General features: G+C 64.2%; 1 pseudogene. It reads right to left on the bottom strand.

The features are described 5' to 3' along the window. Positions 1-68 precede the first annotated feature (68 nt). Positions 69-860, bottom strand: a pseudogene (locus EN939_RS35755) (RlmE family RNA methyltransferase); the annotation flags it as partial. Positions 861-972: the final 112 nt, after the last annotated feature.

Below are 972 nucleotides of genomic sequence, written 5' to 3'. Positions count from 1 at the left end.
TGCGCTTCGGCCTCGCCTTCTGGACGGCCCGATTCGCCCGACGGCGGACCGGCGGTGCCCTGTAAGTCGTCGGCGTCCCCCGGCCCTTCGCTATGGCTCCGGGCGCTCGAGGCCTTCGGAACGTCCACTGGACGTTCCGATCCGCCTGACGGCGGACCGGCCTCTCGCCCCTTGAAGTCCTTGGCCAGCAAATAGAGCTCGACCGATTCATCCCGCGACGCCGGCGGCTTGACGTGATGGACGGAGCGGAAGTTCTTCTTGAGCATCGAGAGCAGCTCGTTTTCGGCGCCGCCCTGGAAGGTCTTGGCGAGGAAATGCCCACCCGGCTTCAGCACCGACAGCGCAAAATCGGCCGCCACCTCGCACAGATGCATGGTGCGGATATGGTCGGTCCGCTTGTGGCCGGTGGTCGGTGCCGCCATGTCGGACAACACGATGTCCGGATCCCCACCCAGCGCCTCGGCCAGCTTCTGCGGCGCCAGCGGATCGAGGAAATCCATCAGCAGCACCGGGGCGCCTGGCACGGCGTCCATTTCCAGATAGTCGATGCCGATGACATGCGGCTTGTCGGCCGTCGATTTCGTCCGCGCGGCGGCGACCTGGCACCAGCCGCCGGGGGCGGCGCCGAGATCGATCACCTTCATGCCGGGTTTCAGGAGATGATGCTTGTCGTCGATCTCGATCAGCTTGTAGGCCGCGCGCGAGCGATAGCCGTCAGCCTTGGAGCGCTGGACATAGGGATCGTTGATGTGGCGCTGCAGCCAGCGGCGCGACGATTCCTTCAGCCCGCTCTTCTTCTTGATCCGCGTCTTCAGCACACGAATGCTGGCTGATCCTGGTTTTTCCGGTTTCTTGGTCATTGCTTATTTCTTCGGTTCGGGCTCACGCTCTGCCACGCCCATCGTTGCGCCAGACGCCATCATCGGCCATCAGTTCGCTCAAAATACCTTCGCGCAGGCCACGATCGGCGAC

Source organism: Mesorhizobium sp. M7A.F.Ca.CA.002.05.1.1 (assembly GCF_003998335.1).
Classification (GTDB): Bacteria; Pseudomonadota; Alphaproteobacteria; order Rhizobiales; family Rhizobiaceae; genus Mesorhizobium.
Note: the sequence above shows the minus strand (reverse complement) of the source record. Positions and strands in the feature narration are given on the sequence as shown.